Source organism: Ruegeria sp. I1 (assembly GCF_056532675.1).
Genome location: NZ_JBQFNM010000008.1, coordinates 52,506 through 69,511, shown reverse-complemented (window position 1 = coordinate 69,511; position 17,006 = coordinate 52,506). Strand labels below are relative to the sequence as shown.

The following is a 17,006-nucleotide window of genomic DNA, read 5'->3' as shown; positions in this document are numbered from 1 at the left end:
GGAGGAAACCATGTCGAAAATGCACGTAAAACTCACTGTGAACGGCAAAGAGGTCGAAGGACTGGCCGAGCCGCGCACGCTGCTGATCCACTTCTTGCGGGAAGATTTGAAAATCACCGGCCCTCATATCGGTTGCGAAACCAGCCATTGCGGGGCCTGCACCGTGGATATCGATGGCAAATCCGTCAAATCCTGCACCACCTTTGTGGCGCAAGTGAACGGGGCCGATGTCACCACCGTCGAAGGCCTCACCAATGACGATGGCAGCCTAGGCGTATTGCAGGAGATGTTCCGCGAACATCACGGGCTGCAATGCGGTTTCTGCACGCCGGGCATGATCACCCGTGCGCATAGGTTACTGCAGGAAAACCCGAACCCGACCGAAGAGGATATCCGTTTTGGCATGGCCGGTAACCTCTGCCGCTGCACCGGCTATCAGAACATCGTCAAGGCGATCTCAGCCTCGGCTGATTTGCTCAATGCACAGAAGGAGGCTGCGGAATGAACGACCAGACCCTGACCCCCGAAGAACGCGCCGCCAACCTCAAAGGCATGGGCTGCGCCCGTAAGCGCGTCGAGGATGTGCGCTTTACTCAAGGCAAGGGCAACTATGTCGATGACATCAAGCTGGACGGGATGCTGTTCGGCGCATTCGTCCGCTCGCCCTATGCTCACGCCCGCGTAGTCAGTGTGAACAAAGAGGCCGCACTGGCCGTGCCTGGTGTTGTTGCCGTGTTGACCGCCGAAGATCTCGCGCCTTTGGGCCTGCATTGGATGCCGACACTGGCGGGTGACAAGCAGATGGTTCTGGCAGATGGCAAAGTGCTGTTCCAGGGCCAGGAGGTTGCCTATGTCGTTGCTGAAAACCGGTATATCGCAGCAGATGCGGCAGAGCTGGTCGAGGTTGAGTACGAAGAACTACCCGTCCTGACCGACCCGTTCGAGGCGTTGAAATCAGATGTGGTCCTACGTGAAGACCTGGAAGGTCAGACCGAGGGTGCCCATGGGCCGCGCAAGCATCACAATCATATATTCACCTGGGAACAGGGCGACAAAGACGCGACTGAGGCCGTTCTTGGTGAGGCCGATGTGGTCGCCGAAGAAATGGTTTACTACCACCGCACCCATCCTTGTCCGCTGGAGACCTGCGGTTGTGTTGCCTCAATGGACAAAGTGACCGGCAAGCTGACGCTATACGGTACCTTCCAGGCTCCGCACGCGATCCGCACCGTCGTGTCGCTGATTTCTGGTCTGGCCGAGCACAACATTCGCGTGATCAGCCCCGATATTGGCGGTGGATTTGGCAACAAGGTGGGCGCTTACGCGGGCTATGTCTGCTCGGTCGTGGCCTCCATTGTCACCGGCCAGCCAGTGAAATGGGTCGAAAACCGGATGGAGAACCTGATGTCCACCGCGTTTGCCCGCGACTACTGGATGCAGGGCAAGATCGCCGCCACTAAAGACGGTAAAATCACCGGCCTATGGTGTCATACGACGGCGGATCATGGTGGCTTTGACGCCTGTGCGGACCCGACTAAATTCCCGGCTGGGTTCATGAATATCTGCACCGGGTCCTATGACATCCCGACTGCCTATCTGGCTGTGGATGGGGTCTATACAAATAAGGCTCCGGGCGGGGTGGCCTATCGCTGTTCGTTCCGTGTGACCGAGGCGGCGTATTTCATCGAACGCATGATCGAGGTTTTGGCCATCAAGCTGAACATGGACGCGGCTGAACTACGCCGGATCAACTTTATCAAGGCCGATCAGTTCCCGTATCAGTCCGCGCTGGGCTGGGAGTATGACTCGGGCGATTATCACACCGCTTGGGACAAGGCGCTAAAAGCCGTGGACTATGATGGTTTGCGGGCGGAACAGGCGCAGCGGGTTGAGGATTTCAAGGCCGGAAAGACCCGCAAACTGCTGGGTATTGGTCTGACGCATTTCACCGAAATTGTCGGGGCTGGACCGGTGAAGAACTGTGACATCCTCGGGCTTGGCATGTTCGATAGCTGCGAAATCCGCATCCACCCTACGGGTTCAGCCATCGCGCGGTTGGGGACGATCTCTCAGGGTCAGGGCCATGCCACGACTTTTGCTCAGATTATCGCCAGTGAGATCGGTCTGCCCGCCGATGACATCACGCTGGAGGAAGGCGACACCGACACAGCGCCTTACGGGCTGGGGACATATGGGTCCCGGTCAACGCCTGTGGCGGGTGCGGCAACGGCAATGGCTGCCCGCAAAATTCGCGCCAAGGCGCAGATGATCGCGGCTTATCTGCTTGAGGTCCATGACGATGATGTCGAATGGGATGTGGATCGGTTCGCTGTGAAAGGTGCGCCCGAGCGGTTCAAGACGATGAAAGAAATCGCCTTCGCTGCCTATAATCAGGCTATCCCAGGGCTTGAACCTGGCCTAGAAGCTGTCAGCTATTACGACCCGCCGAACATGACCTATCCGTTCGGGGCATATATCTGTGTCATGGAGATCGACGTGGATACCGGCGAATGGGACGTTCGGCAGTTCTATGCGCTGGATGATTGCGGCACCCGGATCAACCCGATGATCATCGAGGGGCAGGTTCATGGTGGTGTGACCGAAGCGCTGGCCATCGCGATGGGGCAGGAAATTGCCTATGATGAGATGGGTAATGTGAAGACCGGTACGTTAATGGACTTTTTCCTGCCGACCGCGTGGGAGACACCGAACTATACGACCGATCATACTGTCACGCCCTCTCCGCACCATCCCATTGGTGCAAAGGGTGTGGGAGAAAGCCCGAATGTTGGCGGTGTACCCGCGTTTTCGAACGCGGTTCATGATGCCTTCCGGCCTTTTGGCCTTGTCCAGAGCCATATGCCACATGACCATTGGCGGATCTGGAAGATTGCCAACGGGTTGGGGATGCACGGGTGATTGGGTTCGGATCGGCTTGACCGATCCGACCGAGGCAAGGAGGCTCTGCCCCCTTGGACCCCCGGGATATTTTTAGCCAGATGAAGAATGGATCCTGGTTTTGACTTTAGCGGATGTGCAGAACGGGTTGGCCGCGCAGGGCTACGTCGCCGATGATCGGTTGGCGATGGCGCTGCATCTGGCGCAAGCCTTGGGACGGCCTTTGTTGCTGGAAGGTCCTGCTGGCGTCGGGAAGACCGAGGTGGCTAAGGCAATGGCTGCGTGGCGTGCGGCGCGTTTGATCCGCTTGCAATGCTATGAAGGGTTGGATGCGAGCCACGCCATCTATGAGTGGAACTATCAGCGTCAACTTTTAGCTATCCGAGCGAGTGAAGCAAAAGGTGGGGTGGGTGAGGCAGAGCTGTTTTCGGATGCATACCTGCTAAAAAGACCCTTGTTAGAGGCTATATCTGAAGAAACGCCGCCGGTCTTGTTGATTGATGAGATTGATCGGGCGGACGAGGAGTTTGAGGCGTATCTGCTGGAGATACTGTCGGATTTTCAGATCACGATTCCGGAGTTAGGGACCATTACAGCCCGATCACGGCCAACCGTGATCTTGACGGCCAACGGAACGCGAGACTTGTCTGACGCGTTGCGAAGACGGTGTTTGTACAGTTTCCTCAGCTACCCGTCGAAGGAAACTGAAATGGCGATCCTGCGCGCACGAATGCCAGAGATCGAAGGGATCCTGGCACGGCAGATCATCGGGGTCGTGCAAGCGTTGCGCAAAGAAGAACTGGAAAAAACACCAGGTATTGCCGAGATGCTGGATTGGGCGGCGGCCTTGTCCGGTCTTGGGGTCAATGATCTGGCGAAATCCCGGGATGAGGTGCAGGCAACATTGGTGTGTTTGCTCAAGACAGCTGCTGACTATGATGCTGCCCCGCCAGAGGTGATGGACCGGCTGATTGGGAAGGTGGCGTGATGCAAGTCACTCGGTTCCCCTCGCGCGCCGCAGGGCTTGCAGACCGAATGTCGGGCTTCATTGCACATCTGCGCATGAACGGCCTTCATGTGGGGCCGCGGGAAACTGGTGATGCGATCGCAGCTTTGTCCGCCGTTGAGGCAACAGATTCCGAACAGGCACGTCAGGCTTTGTGCGCACTTTTGGCGGGAGATGCAGAAGATTGGCTTCGGTTCGACGACCTGTTTGACGCCTACTGGTTCAACGCCGGCAAACAGCGCTCGGGTTTGTCCAAAACCACACATGTCAGGGTACAATCGGCGAAGCCCATGATCTGGCAAAGCCAAAACACAGGGGCAGAAGAGCCTCAGGCTGAAGCGGATGCAGAAGCTGCTGTACCGGAAACGGGCGCGGGTGAGGCTGAAGGGATCGATGGGCAGCTGATTGCAACCCAGACGACAAACCTATCCCGCCGCGATCTGCGTGAGTTGATGGATGAAGAGAGCCTAAAACAGGCGGAAACAGCTGCTTTGAGGCTTGCGCGTGCCATACGGGATCGACGCTCTCGCAGGCGAAAACAGGCGCTGAGAGGACCTGCGCTAGACATGCGACGTATTCAGCGGGCAAGCCTTGCGCGGGGTGGAGAGCCATTGGACCTGTATCGCCGCGCCCGGCCACCGCGCCCGATGCGGATCGTTGCGTTGTGTGATGTGAGCGGTTCGATGACCGTGTACTCTCGCGTGTTCCTTGCCTTTCTAAAAGGCCTAATCGGTAGCGGGACTGAAGCCGACGCGTATCTGTTTCACACACGGCTGATGCGAGTCACCGACGCTTTGCGGGATCATGACACGCTGCGGGCCGCTGGGCGGTTATCGCTTATGGCCGAGGGATTTGGTGGCGGCACCGATATCTCTGGCAGCCTCGAAACCTTTCTGAACGGGTATGGCGCGCGTGCCCTAAATGGGCGGACGATCGTGCTGATCCTGTCAGATGGCTATTGCAGCCGAGATTCCGAGGCGCTGGGCCATGCCCTTGCACGTATCCGACACAAAGCGCGGCGCATTGTTTGGCTAAACCCTCTCAAAGGATGGAAAGACTATCAGCCTATCGCGACTGCTATGCAGGCGGCAGAACCTCATCTGGATGCGCATCTACCCGCCAATACGCTCGACGCTTTGGCGGCACTTGAACCCGAGTTCCGCAAGCTTTGAAAGGCTCTAATATGGCGAATTTCGACATCTTTGACAGAATTGAGCAGTTGCGACAGAGCGGTCAGCCTTTCTGCGTAGCGACAGTTCTGCGAACGGCGGATGCGACTTCGGCCAAGGCGGGGGGCAAGGCAGTGATCAATTGCGATGGAGAGATATTGGGCCATCTGGGCGGTGCCTGTGTACAGCGGGCTGTTCGCACATCGGCGCAAGAAGCGCTGGCAAGTGGTGTACCGCAGATGATTCGCGTGAAACCTGCGGAAAAGGTGGTGAGCATGACGGACCCGGATGATGTGCAAACCTTCAAAAGCGGGTGCCCATCTGGCGGCACCGTTGATCTTTTGGTCGAACCCTACCAGCAGGCCCCGCGATTGGTGATCTTCGGTGACTCGCCCATTGCTTCGGCCTTGGCCGCCCATGGCGCATTGGCAGGGCTGCGTATTTATCTTGAGGATGGCGCTGTTGCCTCAGACGACTATGACCGGTTCTCACTCGATCAGGTCGAAGATTTGGGGATTGAGGGGCGCGACTTTGTGGTTGTCGCCTCTCAAGGTCGCAATGATGGTGCTGCACTTCGGGCTGCGCTGAATAGTTCTGCCGATCGTGTTTCGATGGTCGCCAGCCGCCGCAAGGCTGATACGCTGTTGGCGAAACTCATTGGTCAGGGCATGGACCCAGTGCGCGCCGCGCGCCTTAAATCCCCAGCAGGGTTGGATATTCATGCAATTGACCCGCACGAGATCGCCCTGTCGATCCTGGCTGAGATCGTGCTTTGGCGGAACAGTGATACCGCACAGGAGGTTTCGCATGATGAAAGGCTTGCTTAAGCTGTGCCGCGCGACGTGGCCGAAGCGCCCTGATCTTAGCCTGAAGGAAAAAGAAGAGCTGGCGCTGATCGTCTTCCCGAGATGCTGTTGAAAAAGGAAAGATCTGAATGGAATTGAGCGACGAAATACGTATCTCGGCCCCGCGTGACGTGGTGTACAAGGCCCTGAACAATCCGGAGATTTTGCGGGAATGTATCCCTGGCTGTGAAGAGTTGACACAAACCGCACCCGAGGAGCTTGAAGCTAAGGTGGTTCTGAAGATTGGTCCGGTCAAAGCCAAGTTTGCTGGTCAAGTGACGCTAGATACGGCCAAGGCGCCGGATGGATTTTCGCTTACTGGCGAAGGCAAAGGCGGGGCTGCCGGGTTTGCCAAGGGCGGGGCCGACGTGACCCTGACCCAGGACGGAGATGAGACAGTGCTTGCCTATACCGCGAAGGTGGATATCGGCGGCAAAATCGCACAGCTGGGCAGCCGTTTGATCGCCGGAACAGCCAAGAAACTGTCAGGAAAATTCTTCACACGGTTTGGCGAGATCGTGTCCGAGCAGGGGGCTTCCTGACGCGAGCAATAAACAGCACTCAACACCGTTTAGCCAACAGGACAGAAATAGCGGCACGCGCCGCTATTGATTTTTTACCGCGCGTAAAGAAAATGAAAAGCTGTGACAAGATACAGGCAGCAAGGGTCCGCAAGCGGTAGGCATGACGAAAATCAAGAACATGGAAGAATTCGCGGCGCTGAGCGGTATCTCAAGGCCGACGGTTTCGAAATACTTCCACGACCCCGAGAGCGTTCGGCCCTCGACGCGGGCACGGATCGAAGAAGCGCTGGAGCAGTTTGATTATCGTCCCAACATCTATGCGGTGAACCAGAACCGTAAGCTGACCAAGAATATCGGCATCGTGGTGCCTTATCTCGCTGACCCGTTTTTTGCCGAGATCGCGAGGTATCTGGAACAAAGCTGTATCGCTGCGGGGTATCGACCGTCCTTGTTCAGCTCGCATGGCGAACAGAAATTGGAGAATGAGATTCTCGACAGTTTGCGGTCGCTGAAGCCGGCGGGCGTGCTGCTGGCCCCCTTGGGACGCGCATCGGATCGGTCTCAGATCGAAAAGTTCTGCGCCAATGTCCCGACCGTGCTGTTTGACAGTAATCTCGAAGGTTTGGGTGCTGCATTTATTGGTTCGGACAATTTCAGCTTTGTCTCTCAGACGGTGGAATACATGACACGAACGGGTGAGCCGCCGTCATTCTTCGAGATGCGGACCCCTGCCAACCCAAACGCCAACAAACGCCGTAAGGCGTATGTCGAGGTGATGGATCGTTTGGGGTTCGAGCCCCATGTCATCAAGATCGATGGTGAAGGCTGGGCTTTCGAAGAGATCGGCCATCAGGGGGCTTTGAAGGTTCTGGATCAAGGTCTGCTGCACACGGACTCAGTCCTGTGCAGCAATGACCGCCTTGCCATTGGCTTTCTGGCGGCATGTTACGAGCAGGGGATTCGCGTTGGGCGGCGTCCGGATTGCGCGCTTCGCGTTGCATCAAATGACGATCATCCCTTTGCCAAGTTTACCTGTCCGTCCCTGACAACTGCTGCACATGACTATGACAACGTGGCTGCGCGCAGCGTCGAGGCCTTGTTTGAACTCATTGAAAATGCGGGAAATTCTGGCAAGAGGACCGAAACTTTGTTCCCTGCGCGGCTGGTGCTAAGAGAATCTGCGTGAGTCAATAAACTTAACGCGCGTAAAGTTTTTATTGACGCCGCGACAATTTTGGAACTACCCTCTCTGTACGACATCCAAGCTCAGGGAGGACAGGGATGTATCTGAAGAACGCACTTCGTGCGGCGACTGCACTGACATTCGTCGCTACGGCAGCGGCCCATGCACAAACCATAACGATCGCCACCGTCAACAACGGCGACATGATCCGGATGCAGGGCTATACCGACAATTTCACCGAAGCGACCGGCATTGATGTGGAATGGGTGACGCTGGAAGAAAACGTGCTGCGTCAGCGCGTGACTACCGATATCACCACCAAGGGCGGTCAGTTCGACATCATGACCATCGGCATGTACGAAACCCCGATCTGGGGTGCCAATGGTTGGTTGGTGCCGCTGGACGGAATGTCCGCTGACTATGATGTTGGGGACCTGCTTCCCGCGATGGCCGGTGGCCTGAGCAATGACGGCACGCTCTATGCGGCGCCGTTTTACGGCGAAAGCTCGATGATCATGTACCGCACCGACCTGATGGAAAAGGCCGGATTGGAAATGCCCGAGGGGCCCACATGGCAGTTCATCCGCGAAGCGGCGGCGGCCATGACGGATCGTGAAAACGACATCAACGGCATCTGCCTGCGTGGCAAAGCCGGTTGGGGTGAAGGCGGCGCTTTCATCACCGTGACCGCAAACTCGTTCGGCGCACGCTGGTTTGATGAAGACTGGAAACCCCAGTTCGATCAGCCTGAATGGAAAGAGGCGCTGACTTTCTTTGTCGATATGATGAATGAATCGGGCCCAGCGGGTTATGCGACCAACGGGTTCAACGAAAACCTGTCGCTGTTCCAGCAAGGCAAGTGCGGCATGTGGATCGACGCGACAGTTGCGGCGTCATTTGTCACCAACCCCAACGATTCAACTGTGGCGGATAAGGTCGGCTTTGCACTGGCACCAAATGCGGAAGGCGTGGACAAGCGCGCCAATTGGCTCTGGGCCTGGGCGCTGGCCATCCCTGCCGGTACTCAACAAGAGGATGCCGCAAAGCAGTTCATCGAATGGGCGACCTCGAAAGACTACATTGAGCTTGTGGCCGAGAACGAAGGCTGGGCCAATGTCCCGCCCGGTGCGCGAACCTCATTGTATGAAAACGACAACTACAAGGACATCCCTTTTGCGCAGATGACGCTAAAGTCGATCCTTGCCGCTGATCCGCAGAACTGCTGCGCCCAGCCGACGCCTTATACCGGCATTCAGTTTGTCGCCATTCCTGAGTTTGCGGGCATCGCCACGCAAGTCAGCCAGGAATTCTCGGCGGTATATGCCGGACAACAATCGGTGGACGAGGCGCTTGCCAAAGCGCAGGCCTTCACAGCCGAAGAAATGGAAGCTGCAGGCTACTAAGGCTTCCCTCCCGTGGGGGACAGGCGATCTGTCCCCCGCTCCCCTCTTTCTCAATTTGTGTTTTTCTCGCAGGCTAACCGAGTGCCTGAACAGAGAGGTCTTGCATCATGGCGACCCAACATTCCCGATCCGTTGCCCGGCTGATGATGGCACCCGCAGTGGTCCTGCTGCTTGGCTGGATGCTCGTACCCTTGACGATGACGCTGTATTTTTCCTTCAAGAAATATCTGCCCCTGCGCGGTGGTGATCTGGGCTGGGTCGGCTTCGACAACTACGTTCGGTTCGTATCATCTAGCTCCTTCTGGCCCGCGGTTCAGGCAACGCTGATGATCGTCGGAGGGGTTCTGGTCATCACCGTTGTCCTAGGCATCCTTCTGGCGATGCTTCTGGATCAACCGATGTGGGGCCAAGGGGTTGTCCGCATCCTCGTGATCGCGCCCTTCTTTGTTATGCCCACCGTGTCTGCACTGGTCTGGAAGAACATGTTCATGGATCCGGTCAACGGCCTGCTTGCCCATCTGTGGCGCTTTTTTGGGGCTGAACCGATCTCTTGGCTGTCTGAGGCGTCGATGACCTCGATCATCATGATCGTATCTTGGCAGTGGTTGCCCTTTGCGACGCTGATCCTGCTGACCGCAATCCAGTCGCTAGATAGTGAGCAGTTGGAAGCGGCTGAGATGGATGGCGCGCCAGTCCTAAAGCGCTTCTACCACATCATCTTGCCGCATCTCAGCCGCGCGATTACGATCGTGATCCTGATCCAAACAATCTTTTTGTTGTCGATCTTCGCCGAGATCTTCGTGACCACCGGCGGCGCATTCGGCACCCGTACACTCACCTACCTGATCTTCCAGCGCGTGCTGGAAAGCCAGAATGTTGGCCTCGGATCAGCCGGAGGTGTCTACGCAATCATCTTAGCCAATATCGTTGCGATCTTCCTGATGCGCATCGTCGGCAAGAACCTGGACGCGTGAGGAGGTAAGATCATGGCCCGCGCTGTCACAACCCGCCGCAAATCGCTGAATACCGCCCTCGCTTGGGCCGTTGGATTGTTGATCTTTTTCCCGATCCTCTGGACCATTCTGACCAGCTTCAAGACCGAGGCGCAGGCGATCGCCAGCCCGCCGCTGTTCCTGAACTTCAACTGGACGCTGGAGAACTACGCCATCGTGCAGGAACGCTCGGATTATATGCGGTTCCTGTGGAATTCGGTGATCATCGCGGGTGGCTCGACCATTCTGGGTGTGATTATCGCGGTGCCTGCCGCTTGGGCGATGGCCTTTGTGCCGTCTAAGCGCACCAAGGACATCCTGCTGTGGATGCTGTCCACCAAGATGCTGCCAGCGGTCGGTGTTCTCTACCCGATCTACCTGCTGTTCATTCGGCTGGGCCTGCTGGATACGCGCGGAGGTTTGGTCGTCGTCCTGATGCTCATCAATTTGCCGATCATCGTCTGGATGCTCTACACCTATTTCCGCGAAATCCCCGGTGAGATTCTGGAAGCTGCGCGGATGGACGGGGCGACGTTGAAAGAGGAAATCCTCTACGTCCTGACCCCCATGGCCATCCCGGGTATCGCCTCAACTGTTTTGCTGAACTTCATCCTGGCTTGGAACGAGGCGTTCTGGACCCTCAACCTAACCGCCGTCGATGCGGCGCCTCTGACGGCGTTCATCGCCAGCTATTCCAGCCCTGAAGGTCTGTTCTTTGCCAAGCTCAGCGCGGCCTCGACCATGGCGATTGCGCCAATCCTGATCCTTGGCTGGTTCAGCCAGAAACAACTCGTCCGCGGCCTGACCTTTGGCGCTGTGAAATAAGGAACACGACACATGGGACGCATTCAACTCAAGTCCGTGACCAAAAGCTTCGGCGACGTTGAGGTCATTCCCCCGTTGGACCTGACCATCGAAGATGGCGAGTTCACCGTCTTTGTCGGCCCCTCGGGTTGCGGTAAATCTACCCTGCTGCGTCTGATCGCGGGGTTGGAGGATATCACCTCGGGCTCTATCGACATTGACGGATCTGACGCAACAGATGTTCCGCCTGCGAAGCGAGGGCTGGCGATGGTGTTCCAGTCCTATGCGCTTTATCCGCATATGACAGTGCGCAAGAACATCGCGTTCCCGTTGCGTATGGCCAAGTTGGATCAGGCCGAGATCGACAAGCGAGTCGAAGGCGCCGCCAGCGTCCTGAACCTGACCGATTATCTGGACCGCCGTCCCGGACAGCTCTCCGGCGGACAACGCCAGCGTGTTGCCATTGGGCGCGCTATCGTGCGCGAGCCGGCGGCGTTCTTGTTCGACGAACCTCTATCGAACCTTGACGCGGCACTGCGCGTCGGTATGCGGCTAGAGATCAGTGAGCTGCACGAACGTCTGGCGACCACCATGATCTACGTGACCCACGATCAGGTCGAAGCCATGACCATGGCAGACAAGATCGTTGTCCTTCAGGCCGGTGTGATCGAACAGGTGGGCTCGCCTCTGGAGCTCTATCGTACCCCGCGAAACTTGTTTGTGGCAGGCTTCATCGGCTCGCCAAAGATGAACTTTATCGAAGGCGAAGAGGCCGCAAAACATGATGCGCAGACGATTGGTATCCGGCCCGAGCATATCACTGTGTCCGAGAGCGGCGGTACATGGTCTGGTGTTGTGGGCGTATCCGAACATCTTGGATCGGACACGTTCTTCCATATCCACGAAACCGGGCTGGCCGAAACGATCACCGTCCGCGCAGATGGCGAGGTCGGGTTCCGGCACGGGGATCGTATTCACCTGACCCCGCGCTCGGACGTCATTCATCGATTTGACGCCAAAGGATTGCGGATCGAATGAAACGCTTGGCGGGTAAAACGGCGCTGATCACCGGCGCGGCGCGCGGGATTGGGCTGGCTTTTGCCAACGCCTATGTCGCCGAAGGCGCGCGTGTGGCACTGGCCGATGTCGACATCACTCGCGCGCAAGACGCCGCCAAGGATATTGGTGCAGCTGCGATTGCGGTTGAGATGGATGTGACGCGCCAAAGCAGTATTGATAGTGCCATTGCGCAGACGGTGAATAGCTTTGGGCAGATTGATATTCTGATCAACAACGCCGCGATCTTTACCGCCGCTCCGATTGTTGAAATCGAGCACACCGACTACCAGCGCGTCTTTGATATCAATGTCGCTGGCACTTTGTTCACCCTGCAGGCTGTCGCGCGGCACATGATTGAACGCGGGGTCAAAGGCCGGATCATCAATATGGCATCACAGGCCGGGCGACGCGGAGAGCCCTTGGTCGCGGTTTATTGCGCCAGCAAGGCGGCCGTTATCTCGTTGACCCAATCCGCCGCGCTGAACCTGATCCAACACGGCATCAATGTGAACGCGATCGCTCCGGGTGTGGTGGATGGTGAGCATTGGGACGGGGTCGATGCGTTCTTTGCAAAACACGAGGGCAAACCACCGGGACAGAAAAAGCGCGAGGTCGCAGCAGCGGTTCCGCACGGCCGTATGGGGCGTGCCGAGGATCTGACCGGGATGGCGGTATTTCTGGCGTCAGATGAGGCGGACTACATCGTCGCACAGACCTACAACGTGGATGGCGGAAATTGGATGAGCTGATGGATCCATTGGCGCGTACTCATACACCAGTGAAGCTGCGGCTGGACAATCTGTCCCAGCTTCCTGCAGATGTTAAAACGCCCCACTACCGGCGCGAAGATCTGACGCCCGGCATCGTCCATATCGGTCTTGGCAATTTTCACCGCGCGCATCAGGCGTGGTATATACATCGGTTGATGCAGCAGGGTCTGGCGCTGGATTGGGCCATCATCGGCGCAGGTGTCCGCAGCTATGATGCCGAGATACGCGCAAAACTGATCCGGCAGGATTGTCTGACAACACTGGTTGAGCTTGATCCGGCGGCCTTATCCGCCGAGGTGATTGGCCCGATGATCGACTATGTGCCGATTGAGCCGGGCAACGGGCCGCTGATCGAACGGATGTCAGACCCTGCCATCCGCATCGTGTCGCTTACCATTACCGAAGGCGGATACTATCTGGACGCCAAAACGGGTGTGTTCGATACGGAACATGGTGATATTCGCCATGATGCGCAAAGCCCGGAACAACCGCACACCGTTTTCGGCGCGCTGGTAGCGGCGCTCGGGCGCAGGCGCGTTGCCGGGCATGCGCCCTTCACGGCGCTCAGCTGCGATAACCTGCAAGGCAATGGTGCGATCCTGCGTGACTGTGTGGTCGGACTGGCGCGCCTGTCTGATCCCGACCTTGCGGAGTGGATCGAACAGAACGGGGCCTTTCCAAATTCGATGGTGGATTGCATCGTGCCTGCCACGTCGGAAGACCTTCGCAGCCAATGTCAGGCGCTGGGCATCACGGACGCCGCCCCGGTTTCGCATGAAAACTTCCGCCAATGGGTGATCGAGGATGATTTCTGCGCCGGACGCCCGCCTTTGGAAACGCTTGGTGTGGCGATCACCAAGGATGTGCATGCCTATGAGGCGTTGAAGCTGCGCATTCTCAATGGCGGTCACCAGATTTTGGCCAACGCGGGTGAAGTTCTGAACCTGCCTACGATTTCGGACTGTCTGCTGGATACAGACCTCTCGGCCTTTTTTCGCAAGGTCCAGATCGAAGAGATACTGCCTCATATCAAAGGCGTGCCCGAGACCAGCCCAGATGCGTATCTAAAGCAGGTCGAGCGCAGGTTTCTGAACCCGACGATCCGCGATTCCACACGCCGTGTGGCCTTTGACGGATCAGCGCGGCATCCGGGGTTTCTGTTTCCATCGCTTCGCGACGCGATATCCTCGGGTGCCTCGTTGTCAGGGTTAGCCTTGGCCGAAGCGTTCTGGTGCCGCATGTGCGCTGGCACGCGCGAGGATGGGACCACGATTGCGCCCAATGACCCCATTTGGCCAGACTTGCAGGCCGCCGCCCGCTCGGCTCGGGCTAATCCCGCGCAATGGCTGGATGTGGCTAACCTTTATGGTGAGGCAGGGCAGGACCCACGGTTTGCCCAAGCCTTCGCCGATTGGCTGGATTGTATCTGGCAAGAGGGGAGCCGCGCCGCAATTGCCAGATATGTCAGGTCATAAAGCCCGCCCGAAACCGGGCCGCTTTCACTGAAAACCACCCTGTCTATTCGCCGAAAGTGGCCAGATAGGCGGTGATATCTTCCGCACCTTTTTTGAGCTTCACGCTCATGTTCGGGCGGGCGGACTCGTCGTTCAGATACTCTTTGATGAAACCGATCGGATCTTGCGTATAGGCGATAAGGTTGGCTTCGGTCCAAACCAGACCTTCCTCGCCCGCGCGGATCATGTCATCGGTGAACATGCCGATGGGCAGACGTTCACTGCCATAGCGGTAGTCGTTCTCGGTTCCGGCAATGCGGCCGACTACGCCATATAGATTGGGACCGGTGATTCCACCTTTCACTAGTACTTCGCCATCCTTGATAATCGCATGGCAGGATGAACAACGGTTATAAAGCTGTTCGCCTTTGACAGGGTCACCGGCGGCGGTGGCCTGAGAAGACAGGGCAATCGTTAACAGAACGGCAGCCAAGGGGGGTTTTGACATCGTAGTCTCCTGATTGACGTTCGCGCAGGGGTTGATGTCTGATGTATCCGGGTGAAGCGCAACGATATTCCGCCGGATTCTGCGCCGCGAAAATCATCTATTTCAGGGGTGTTATTTGTTGCGGAACAAAGGGATATTCGTGCCCCAGATCGTGCCCGGTTTCGAACCAATCTTACAAAAGCCAAGCGCAGCGAAACAGGCAAAGCTGATGCCGAGACGTGCCGAAAGCGGGCCCGAATCAGGCCCATTCGATTCGTTTTTTTGGCAAGCAGAGTGATATAGAATCCCCAAAAAACCCGGTGTGTCGTGACAAAATACACAGATGCGGCGTATTGCGCGTTTATGACCGCTGGACGAATACTAATTGCGTCGGTAGACAACGCGGTTAAGACACCGCCTTCGTGCGGTGTACGAGCTATTTGCCCGCACGCGGGCGCCAGACAATCGGAGATTACCTCGTGTCCCACGCAGAAGACCACGAAGGCACCCGCAGAGATTTCCTGTATTACGTCGCTGGCGGCGCAGGTGTCGTTGCTACCGGGGCAGCCGTATGGCCCCTGATCAACCAGATGAACCCATCCGCAGATGTTCAGGCCCTGTCCTCGATCCGCGTGGATGTCAGCGGGGTTGAGCCGGGTACACAATTGACCGTCAAGTGGTTGGGCAAACCGGTTTTCATTCGTCATCGCACCGGCGCAGAAATCGCAGAAGCGCAACAGCAGGACGCCGAAGGCGTCGATGCCCTGCCGGATCCGCTGGCACGTAACTTCAACCTGAACGCCGATGCGCCCGCAACTGACGCGAACCGCGTTATGCCCTCGCCCGAAGGCGAAGCGCCGGGCGCGTGGATCGTTCAGATGGGTGTGTGTACGCACCTCGGCTGTGTGCCGCTGGGCGATGCCGGGGACTTTGGTGGCTGGTTCTGCCCCTGCCACGGCTCGCACTATGATCTGGCCGGTCGTATCCGCAAGGGTCCCGCGCCTGAAAACCTGCCTGTTCCGCCTGCGGAATGGGTCGACAATTCGACAATCCGACTCGGCTAAGGGAGACCCAACTTATGTCCGGAATTCCCCACGATCACTACGAGCCGAAGACAAATGGCGAAAAGTGGCTGCATAGCCGCCTGCCCATCGTCGGCTTGCTATATGACACCCTGATGATCCCAACCCCCAAGAACCTGAACTGGTGGTGGATCTGGGGTATCGTTCTGGCGTTCTGCCTGGTGCTGCAAATCGTCACCGGCATCATTCTGGTGATGCATTACACCCCGCATGTCGATCTGGCTTTTGCCAGTATCGAGCACATTATGCGCAACGTGAATGGCGGTTACTTCATCCGCTACCTGCACATGAATGGCGCGTCGCTGTTCTTTGTTGCGGTCTATATTCACATGTTCCGTGGCCTTTACTACGGTTCGTACAAAGCCCCGCGTGAGATCACGTGGATCATCGGGATGCTCATCTACTTGATGATGATGGGTACCGCCTTCATGGGCTACGTTCTGCCCTGGGGTCAGATGTCTTTCTGGGGTGCGACCGTGATCACCGGCCTGTTTGGTGCGATCCCATTTGTGGGTGATGCGATCCAGACCTGGCTGCTGGGCGGACCTGCGGTGGACAATGCCACGCTGAACCGTTTCTTCTCACTGCACTACCTGCTGCCGTTTATCATTGCGGCGCTGGTGATCGTGCATATCTGGGCCTTCCACACCACCGGCAACAACAACCCGACGGGTGTTGAAGTGCGCCGTGGTTCGAAGGCCGAGGCTGAGAAAGATACGCTGCCCTTCTGGCCCTACTTCGTGATCAAGGATCTGTTCGCTCTGGCCGTCATCATGGTCGTCTTCTGGGCGATTGTTGGCTACATGCCAAACTATCTGGGCCACCCCGATAACTATATCGAAGCCAACCCGCTGGTCACACCTGCACATATCGTGCCTGAATGGTACTTCCTGCCCTTCTACGCGATCCTGCGGGCCTTCACCGGCGAAGTCTGGGTTGTACAGTTCGCCAGCTTCATCACCGGCGGCATCGTCGATGCCAAGTTCTTTGGTGTGGTTGCAATGTTCGGCGCGATCCTGGCGATGGCGCTGGCCCCGTGGCTGGACACGTCGAACGTGCGTTCGGGTCAGTATCGCCCGATGTTCAAATGGTGGTTCCTGCTGCTGATCGTCGACTTCTTTGCCCTGATGTGGCTGGGTGCGATGCCTGCGGAAGAACCCTATGCGACCTTCTCGTTGATCGCCTCGGCCTACTGGTTTGCCTATTTCTTCGTGATCCTGCCCGTACTTGGTGTGATCGAGAAGCCGCTGCCACAACCTGAAACGATCGAAGAAGACTTCAACGCGCATTATGGCAAGGCTGACGCCGAAGCCACGCCGGCCGAGTAAGA

At 57.3% G+C, this 17,006-nt stretch carries 16 protein-coding genes; 15 read left to right on the top strand and 1 reads right to left on the bottom strand.

The window, feature by feature from the left end; all coding sequences use genetic code 11:
• Positions 1 to 10 precede the first annotated feature (10 nt).
• The 13 genes from ACR0DH_RS15195 (at position 11) to ACR0DH_RS15135 (ending at position 14,128) form a co-directional block, all read left to right on the top strand.
• On the top strand, positions 11 to 505 hold the full coding sequence (locus ACR0DH_RS15195) for a (2Fe-2S)-binding protein (protein ID WP_480545266.1): 495 nt from the start codon (positions 11 to 13) through the stop codon (positions 503 to 505).
• Positions 502 to 2,919, top strand: coding sequence for an aerobic carbon-monoxide dehydrogenase large subunit (locus tag ACR0DH_RS15190; protein ID WP_480550369.1), 2,418 nt, complete (start codon positions 502 to 504; stop codon positions 2,917 to 2,919). Before ACR0DH_RS15195 ends, ACR0DH_RS15190 begins: the two co-directional genes overlap by 4 nt.
• Positions 2,920 to 3,019: 100 nt before the next feature.
• Positions 3,020 to 3,886, top strand: coding sequence for an AAA family ATPase (locus tag ACR0DH_RS15185; RefSeq protein WP_480550367.1), 867 nt, complete (start codon positions 3,020 to 3,022; stop codon positions 3,884 to 3,886).
• Positions 3,886 to 5,076 carry a vWA domain-containing protein gene (locus ACR0DH_RS15180; protein ID WP_480550568.1) on the top strand — a complete coding sequence of 397 codons (1,191 nt, stop codon included), beginning with the start codon at positions 3,886 to 3,888 and terminating at the stop codon, positions 5,074 to 5,076. Before ACR0DH_RS15185 ends, ACR0DH_RS15180 begins: the two co-directional genes overlap by 1 nt.
• An 11-nt stretch (positions 5,077 to 5,087) precedes the next feature.
• Positions 5,088 to 5,900, top strand: coding sequence for an XdhC family protein (locus tag ACR0DH_RS15175; protein WP_480550365.1), 813 nt, complete (start codon positions 5,088 to 5,090; stop codon positions 5,898 to 5,900).
• Positions 5,901 to 6,007: 107 nt separating this feature from the next.
• Positions 6,008 to 6,460: an SRPBCC family protein gene (locus tag ACR0DH_RS15170; protein ID WP_480545270.1), complete on the top strand. Its 453-nt coding sequence runs from the start codon at positions 6,008 to 6,010 to the stop codon at positions 6,458 to 6,460.
• 142 nt (positions 6,461 to 6,602) lie between these two features.
• Positions 6,603 to 7,628 carry a LacI family DNA-binding transcriptional regulator gene (locus ACR0DH_RS15165; protein ID WP_480550363.1) on the top strand — a complete coding sequence of 342 codons (1,026 nt, stop codon included), beginning with the start codon at positions 6,603 to 6,605 and terminating at the stop codon, positions 7,626 to 7,628.
• Positions 7,629 to 7,723: 95 nt separating this feature from the next.
• Positions 7,724 to 9,028 (top strand): ABC transporter substrate-binding protein, encoded by a 1,305-nt coding sequence (locus ACR0DH_RS15160; RefSeq protein WP_170435928.1) that lies wholly within the window; start codon positions 7,724 to 7,726, stop codon positions 9,026 to 9,028.
• A gap of 107 nt (positions 9,029 to 9,135) precedes the next feature.
• Positions 9,136 to 10,002 (top strand): carbohydrate ABC transporter permease, encoded by an 867-nt coding sequence (locus ACR0DH_RS15155; RefSeq protein WP_170534370.1) that lies wholly within the window; start codon positions 9,136 to 9,138, stop codon positions 10,000 to 10,002.
• 12 nt (positions 10,003 to 10,014) lie between these two features.
• Complete coding sequence (locus tag ACR0DH_RS15150) at positions 10,015 to 10,845, top strand: carbohydrate ABC transporter permease (RefSeq protein ID WP_068333782.1); 831 nt, start codon at positions 10,015 to 10,017, stop codon at positions 10,843 to 10,845.
• A 12-nt stretch (positions 10,846 to 10,857) separates the two neighbouring features.
• Entirely contained in the window at positions 10,858 to 11,862 is a 1,005-nt protein-coding gene (locus ACR0DH_RS15145; protein ID WP_480550361.1) for an ABC transporter ATP-binding protein, read from the top strand.
• Positions 11,859 to 12,632, top strand: coding sequence for an L-iditol 2-dehydrogenase (locus tag ACR0DH_RS15140; RefSeq protein WP_480550359.1), 774 nt, complete (start codon positions 11,859 to 11,861; stop codon positions 12,630 to 12,632). The genes ACR0DH_RS15145 and ACR0DH_RS15140 overlap by 4 nt, the downstream gene beginning before the upstream one ends.
• On the top strand, positions 12,632 to 14,128 hold the full coding sequence (locus tag ACR0DH_RS15135; RefSeq protein ID WP_480550566.1) for a mannitol dehydrogenase family protein: 1,497 nt from the start codon (positions 12,632 to 12,634) through the stop codon (positions 14,126 to 14,128). The genes ACR0DH_RS15140 and ACR0DH_RS15135 overlap by 1 nt, the downstream gene beginning before the upstream one ends.
• A 43-nt stretch (positions 14,129 to 14,171) precedes the next feature.
• Here the strand turns inward: ACR0DH_RS15135 and ACR0DH_RS15130 are convergent, their stop codons facing one another.
• Entirely contained in the window at positions 14,172 to 14,615 is a 444-nt protein-coding gene (locus ACR0DH_RS15130; protein WP_480550357.1) for a c-type cytochrome, read from the bottom strand.
• Positions 14,616 to 15,073: 458 nt separating this feature from the next.
• Here ACR0DH_RS15130 and petA point away from each other — a divergent pair, with 458 nt between their 5' ends.
• Positions 15,074 to 15,658 carry a ubiquinol-cytochrome c reductase iron-sulfur subunit gene (petA, locus tag ACR0DH_RS15125; protein ID WP_480550355.1) on the top strand — a complete coding sequence of 195 codons (585 nt, stop codon included), beginning with the start codon at positions 15,074 to 15,076 and terminating at the stop codon, positions 15,656 to 15,658.
• Positions 15,659 to 15,672: 14 nt separating this feature from the next.
• Positions 15,673 to 17,004: a cytochrome b gene (gene petB, locus ACR0DH_RS15120; protein ID WP_480550353.1), complete on the top strand. Its 1,332-nt coding sequence runs from the start codon at positions 15,673 to 15,675 to the stop codon at positions 17,002 to 17,004.
• Positions 17,005 to 17,006: the final 2 nt, after the last annotated feature.

Coding starts and splice junctions, on each gene's coding strand:
- ACR0DH_RS15195 (WP_480545266.1), top strand. CDS start 11: ATGTCGAAAATGCACGTAAAACTCACTGTGAACGGCAAAGAGGTCGAA.
- ACR0DH_RS15190 (WP_480550369.1), top strand. CDS start 502: ATGAACGACCAGACCCTGACCCCCGAAGAACGCGCCGCCAACCTCAAA.
- ACR0DH_RS15180 (WP_480550568.1), top strand. CDS start 3,886: ATGCAAGTCACTCGGTTCCCCTCGCGCGCCGCAGGGCTTGCAGACCGA.
- ACR0DH_RS15175 (WP_480550365.1), top strand. CDS start 5,088: ATGGCGAATTTCGACATCTTTGACAGAATTGAGCAGTTGCGACAGAGC.
- ACR0DH_RS15170 (WP_480545270.1), top strand. CDS start 6,008: ATGGAATTGAGCGACGAAATACGTATCTCGGCCCCGCGTGACGTGGTG.
- ACR0DH_RS15165 (WP_480550363.1), top strand. CDS start 6,603: ATGACGAAAATCAAGAACATGGAAGAATTCGCGGCGCTGAGCGGTATC.
- ACR0DH_RS15160 (WP_170435928.1), top strand. CDS start 7,724: ATGTATCTGAAGAACGCACTTCGTGCGGCGACTGCACTGACATTCGTC.
- ACR0DH_RS15155 (WP_170534370.1), top strand. CDS start 9,136: ATGGCGACCCAACATTCCCGATCCGTTGCCCGGCTGATGATGGCACCC.
- ACR0DH_RS15150 (WP_068333782.1), top strand. CDS start 10,015: ATGGCCCGCGCTGTCACAACCCGCCGCAAATCGCTGAATACCGCCCTC.
- ACR0DH_RS15145 (WP_480550361.1), top strand. CDS start 10,858: ATGGGACGCATTCAACTCAAGTCCGTGACCAAAAGCTTCGGCGACGTT.
- ACR0DH_RS15140 (WP_480550359.1), top strand. CDS start 11,859: ATGAAACGCTTGGCGGGTAAAACGGCGCTGATCACCGGCGCGGCGCGC.
- ACR0DH_RS15135 (WP_480550566.1), top strand. CDS start 12,632: ATGGATCCATTGGCGCGTACTCATACACCAGTGAAGCTGCGGCTGGAC.
- ACR0DH_RS15130 (WP_480550357.1), bottom strand. CDS start 14,615: ATGTCAAAACCCCCCTTGGCTGCCGTTCTGTTAACGATTGCCCTGTCT.
- petB (WP_480550353.1), top strand. CDS start 15,673: ATGTCCGGAATTCCCCACGATCACTACGAGCCGAAGACAAATGGCGAA.